This window comes from Methylophaga sp. UBA1464, from assembly GCF_002325665.1.
Classification (GTDB): domain Bacteria; phylum Pseudomonadota; class Gammaproteobacteria; order Nitrosococcales; family Methylophagaceae; genus Methylophaga.
In genome coordinates, this window is the sequence record NZ_DCSO01000096.1 from 56888 (window position 1) to 62082 (window position 5195).

At 45.3% G+C, this 5195-nt stretch carries 5 protein-coding genes; 3 read left to right on the top strand and 2 right to left on the bottom strand.

What is annotated here, in order from left to right:
- The 3 genes from B3O33_RS13365 to B3O33_RS13375 form a co-directional block, all read left to right on the top strand.
- Positions 1 to 1027 (top strand): glucan biosynthesis protein (locus B3O33_RS13365; RefSeq protein WP_292363810.1); only part of this gene is annotated, 1027 nt, incomplete at its 5' end.
- Complete coding sequence (gene mdoH, locus B3O33_RS13370; protein WP_292359573.1) at positions 1024 to 3180, top strand: glucans biosynthesis glucosyltransferase MdoH; 2157 nt, start codon at positions 1024 to 1026, stop codon at positions 3178 to 3180. The genes B3O33_RS13365 and mdoH, both read left to right, overlap by 4 nt.
- A 151-nt stretch (positions 3181 to 3331) precedes the next feature.
- Complete coding sequence (locus tag B3O33_RS13375) at positions 3332 to 3757, top strand: CBS domain-containing protein (protein WP_292359575.1); 426 nt, start codon at positions 3332 to 3334, stop codon at positions 3755 to 3757.
- A 77-nt stretch (positions 3758 to 3834) separates the two neighbouring features.
- On the opposite strand, the gene B3O33_RS13380 is transcribed toward B3O33_RS13375, so the two are convergent.
- Together B3O33_RS13380 and B3O33_RS13385 are read right to left on the bottom strand one after the other, a co-directional pair.
- The gene (locus B3O33_RS13380; RefSeq protein ID WP_292359576.1) at positions 3835 to 4449 is read right to left on the bottom strand and encodes a class I SAM-dependent methyltransferase; all 615 of its coding nucleotides are present in this window, start codon (positions 4447 to 4449) and stop codon (positions 3835 to 3837) included.
- Positions 4450 to 4464: 15 nt separating this feature from the next.
- Positions 4465 to 5195, bottom strand: a 731-nt coding sequence (locus B3O33_RS13385; RefSeq protein ID WP_292363811.1) for an aminotransferase class I/II-fold pyridoxal phosphate-dependent enzyme, incomplete at its 5' end; no start/stop codon positions are given.

Below are 5195 nucleotides of genomic sequence, written 5' to 3' on the forward strand. Positions count from 1 at the left end.
CGTATCGCAAGGACAGCTGTATGGTATTTCAGCTCGCGGACTTGCCATTGATGTAGCACAACCCACAGGTGAAGAGTTTCCACTATTTAAAAAGTTCTGGATTGAACGACCTTCATCAAAACAGAATGCCATTGTGGTACATGCCTTACTTGACAGTAAAAGCATCACAGGAGCCTATCGTTTTGGCATTCATCCAGGTGCCCCCAGCAGGGTTGATGTCGACGCTATATTATTTCCGCGAGCAGATATCAAACATGCCGGACTTGCACCGTTAACTTCCATGTTTATGCATGGTGGTATGGATCGCCCCGATCAGCTTGATTATCGTCCTGCAGTACACGATTCCGAAGGACTGCAAATGCTAAATGGTCAGGGTGAGCGGCTTTGGCGCCCCCTGATTAATCCACAAACTTTGCAAGTCAGTGCTTTTATCGATGAAAACCCGAAAGGTTTCGGTTTAATCCAACGACACCGCGACTTCAATTATTATCAGGATTTGGAAGCTAAATATCATCAGCGTCCCTCCGCCTGGGTTAAACCGGCAGGTGACTGGGGTAAAGGTCAGGTAGAACTGGTTGAGATCCCATCGGCTTCTGAAGAAAATGACAATATTGTTGCTTATTGGAAACCCGCGGATGGTCTTAAAAAAGGTGAACCTTTTAAATTTTCCTACACGTTAATATCGCCCGATGATGTGCCGGCTGATATGAATGAAACTCGCATCGTCGGCAGTGCCAGTGGCCTGAAACTGTTTGATGGTAATAAGGAAGTATTGATCGATTACAGTAATATCAGCAGCGAAGATCTGGATCAAATTGAGGTTATCGCCAGCATCAGCCAGGGCAAGATTATGGAAAGTCGTATTGAGGCAAATCCGCATATCAATGGTGCAAGGGTATTTATCACGTTTGATGCTGAAGATGCTGATGTGGCGGAGTTACGGGTTCAGTTAAACAAGCATGATGTAAATGCTGCTCCCACATGGCTTTACAGATGGATTAGCAGGGACTGGAACAATTCTCTATGACCCTGGATTTACGGATTAACAATACAGAAAAGCGCATTCATTACGAACCTGCTCTGCCCCCCGAATCGCCATTGGCAATGCCGCGCCATGGTGTCTACGAACAGGGACTCCCAATGCGCCCTGGCCAGCGGACATTTTTCTACATCTTGCGCACACTCATTTCCCGGTTATTTGTGCTTGGGGTGATGTTGGGTTTGTCATATTATGGTGTTTCTGAAATCTATGGTGTGTTAAGCACAACCAATGTCGTCACTAATCTGCAGTGGCTGTTTTTAATCCTGTTCAGCATCAACTTCCTTTGGGTCTCGTTTGCTTTCGCCCAGGCATTGCTCGGCTTCTTATTACATCTCAAGCCAAGACTGATTAAACAACCCGAACGGGAACCCGACTTTACTACCGCCATATTGCTGCCCATCTATAATGAAGATCCTATTCGTATCAAGGCAGCACTCAAGGTGATGCGTGATGACTTACTGGAAAAGGCACCGGGAAAATATGCATTTTTTCTGCTCAGTGATACCAACAAGGCAGATGCCTGGATTGCTGAAGAGCAGGCATTTTTTGATCTCATAAACAAGGATGAATCAGGCTGTCCGGTTTATTACCGCCGACGTCAGCAGAATACCGAGCGTAAAGCAGGCAATATCGGAGATTGGGTACAACGCTGGGGCGGTGCCTATGACGCTATGATCGTGCTGGATGCGGACAGCGTGATGAATGCAGAAAGTATGCTGACGCTATCCAGGCGGTTGGCGGCATCACCCAGTGTGGGATTAATACAAACCTTACCGACCATTGTGCGTGCCAATACGCTCTATGGCCGACTACAGCAGTTTGCCAATCATTGTTTTGGCCCAATTTATGCCGAAGGCTTATCCGCCTGGCATGGCCTTTCGTCTAATTTTTGGGGCCATAATGCCATTATCCGTACTCGTGCATTTGCCGAGTCATCACATTTACCTCTCTTGCCGGGTAAACCACCTTTTGGTGGTCATGTATTGAGTCATGATTTTATTGAAGCCGCATTATTACGACGTGCTGGCTGGGGAGTTCGATTTGATACGGATATCCAGTCTACTTATGAAGAGTCTCCCCCTTCACTGATTGATATCATGATTCGGGATCGCCGGTGGTGTCAGGGCAATCTGCAACACACGCCATTTATGTTTGCTCAGGGGTTTGTATTACCCACCCGTTTACATATATTTTCCGGACTGATGTCATATTTAAGTGCGGTTTTCTGGCTGTCTCTCATCGTTGTCGGCCTAGCCATTGCTGTTCAGGCCAGATACGTCCGTCCGGAATATTTTGCTAATCCTTCACTCTTTCCCACCTGGCCCGTATTCGATTCTGAACGCGCGCTAACGCTGTTTATCGTCTCAATGGCTATCGTTATTGCACCAAAAGTATTCGGCTGGTTTGCAGCGCTGATAAATATTCCACGTTGCATGAAGTTTGGCGGCCCGATTCTGCTGACGTTTAGCGTTATTCTGGAAATACTCATGTCCGCTTTGTATGCGCCAATATTAATGGTGCATCAGTTTGGTGTGGTTGTTGGAATTTTTCGCGGTAAGGACAGTGGCTGGATGCCACAGTCACGAAATGATGGCGCGTTGAGTTGGTCATCTGTGGCCAGAGCTCATGCGGGACATACATTGTTCGGCATCATTCTCGCCGTTATTGCTTTGTTGTTGAGCATTGAACTGTTTTACTGGTTACTGCCGATTACCGGTGGATTGATGTTGTCTATTCCCTTATCCTGGATAAGTGGTGGTTCAAGACGCAGTAAACTGATTAAATGGTCTGGTCTGCTTCGTTGCCCGGAAGAAAAAAGACCATCCCCCATTCTGGTGGCTTTGGATCAACAATTGTCAGCGCTCCCCGAACAACCCAAACAACATGCATTCATCAGACTGATCAATGATCCACAGTTGTGTAAGTGGCATATTGCCCAACTACCGGAAAATGCTGGGCAACCTCCAGTGTTCCATGCACCTCGGATATTGGCAGAGTGGAAAGTACGTCATGCTGAAACTATGCAGCAGCTTGAGTCCTGGCTTGAGAATCAAGAGGAACTGGCCTTTTTGAGTCAACGTGATTGTTTACAGCAACTCAAAAGTCTGGAAAGCAACTTAACAAAGAAGGTGATTTAGTTTTAATTAAGTACTCAAACAGCAAAATACTGCTGGCTGAATCAACTTCTCAATTGGGTTGAATTTCCTCTCTGCTGCTCCATGTATTTTATGTGAGCCTGTGTTTTGGGCTGACCCTCATCTCAAATGAGACAATCTAAGGAGAAATTCTATGTTGCGAGTGAAAGATGTGATGACGAAACAACCTTTTTATCTTGATGCCGACGTCAGCATTCAGGAAGTTTCTCAAATTATGCGCGATAAAAATTTGGGTTTTGTGCCATTGAGTAAAGAGAACCGAATCATTGGCGTAATAACCGATCGTGACATCGCGCTCAGAGTAGTTGCTGAGGCGAAAGATCCTCATCAGAAAGCCCGAAACATTGCTACTGAACGGGTTTTGTATACCTATGAAGATAAACCGATTGAGGAAGTCGTTCAGAATATGGCTGATCAACAGGTTCAACGTTTTTTAGTTTTAAATAATGCTAAAAACGAAGAACTGGTGGGCATTGTAACGTTAGGTGACATTGCTGATCGTTGCAAAGATGAAGCCATGGCAAAAAAAGTGATTAACGCTGCCCGACATTACCATTAATTTTTACGGAAAAGATAAACATCAGCCTTTTGGTTCGACTCAGAGTATAAACAGGCTTTGAGTCGAACCATGGATAATCAGTCCAGTGCTTCTTCTGGTTTTTGTACAATCAGATAAAGGTGTAACTCCGGATATTGATCATATTCCAGATGCCGACAGACCGCACCCGCTTCATCAATGACCCTGAGAGTCTCAGGAATTCCCAAAACACTGTAATACATTGGCGGCCCCATGGCCGAATCGGTTTTTTCAGATGCCTTATCCATAGCACCAGTGGTAAAAATCAATACACCACCAGGTGTCAGGGCATCGATTAACCTGGTCATAACAGGTTGCTGCTGATTTAATGGCAAATGCCAGATGCTGTCCCAGGCTGATATAAAACTGTATTGTCTGGGAATTTTCCATTTGCTGATATCGGCATGGTAAAAGGTGTGCTTTGGGTGTCTCTGACGAGCAAATCCAAGCATTTTTTCTGAGATATCCAACCCTTCAACTGCAAACCCATGACGAATTAACAAATCGATAATTCGTCCACTGGCTCCACAGCCAATATCCAAAGCATTTGATCTGTGTTTTACAAATGCAATTGCCCGTTCATGTTGGTTGATGCCATTGTCACGGTTGAAGTTGTCACTGTTCCAAACGTCAGCAATTTGATTATAACTATCGGCAACTTGTGTTGGTTTCATCGTTGGAGTAATGCTCTAAAACTTACGTAAAGCGGTATAAATCCGCTCAACAGCCTGTATTAACCGTGACTCATCTGTTGTGTAGGCAAATCGCACATGCTGATCAGCGAGATGGCTCCCAAAATCATTACCCGGCGTAATGGCTACTCCTGCTTCGCTCAGCAGATAGTTACACAATGCCATACCATCAGGGATGGTGTCGTTTAAAAATTTACGACAATCCGCATATAAATAAAACGCACCCTGGGGTTTGACCGGTATCGAAAAACCTAATGTTTGCAGAGCTGGCAGCAATACATCCCGACGTTTTTCAAATGCCTGACGACGTTGTTCCAGGATATCCTGAGTTTCTCGGTCAAATGCGGCCAGCGCAGCATATTGTGCCGTAGTCGGTGCAGCCAGAAACAGATTCTGAGCCAGACGATCCATAACCGGCTCGAGACTTTCCGGCACCACTAACCAGCCTAATCGCCAACCGGTCATACCAAAGAATTTGGAAAAACTGTTGATCACGATCGCTTCGTCATCTACTTCCAAAATGGAGGGTAAATGCACGTTATCGTAATTTAATCCATGGTAAATCTCATCGACGACTAATACTCCCCGTTTGGCTTTTACAGCTTTTGCAAGGGCTTTTAAGCTGTCTTTATCAATAATGGTGCCGGTTGGGTTAGATGGTGTAGCAACCAGGGCCATTTGCGTGTCCTGATTCCAGTATTTTTCAATATGCTCTGAGGACAATTGAT

Bases quoted from the DNA above. Each gene is read 5' to 3' on its own strand.
- B3O33_RS13380 (WP_292359576.1), bottom strand. From the start codon at position 4,449: ATGAAACCAACACAAGTTGCCGATAGTTATAATCAAATTGCTGACGTT.
- B3O33_RS13375 (WP_292359575.1), top strand. From the start codon at position 3,332: ATGTTGCGAGTGAAAGATGTGATGACGAAACAACCTTTTTATCTTGAT.
- mdoH (WP_292359573.1), top strand. From the start codon at position 1,024: ATGACCCTGGATTTACGGATTAACAATACAGAAAAGCGCATTCATTAC.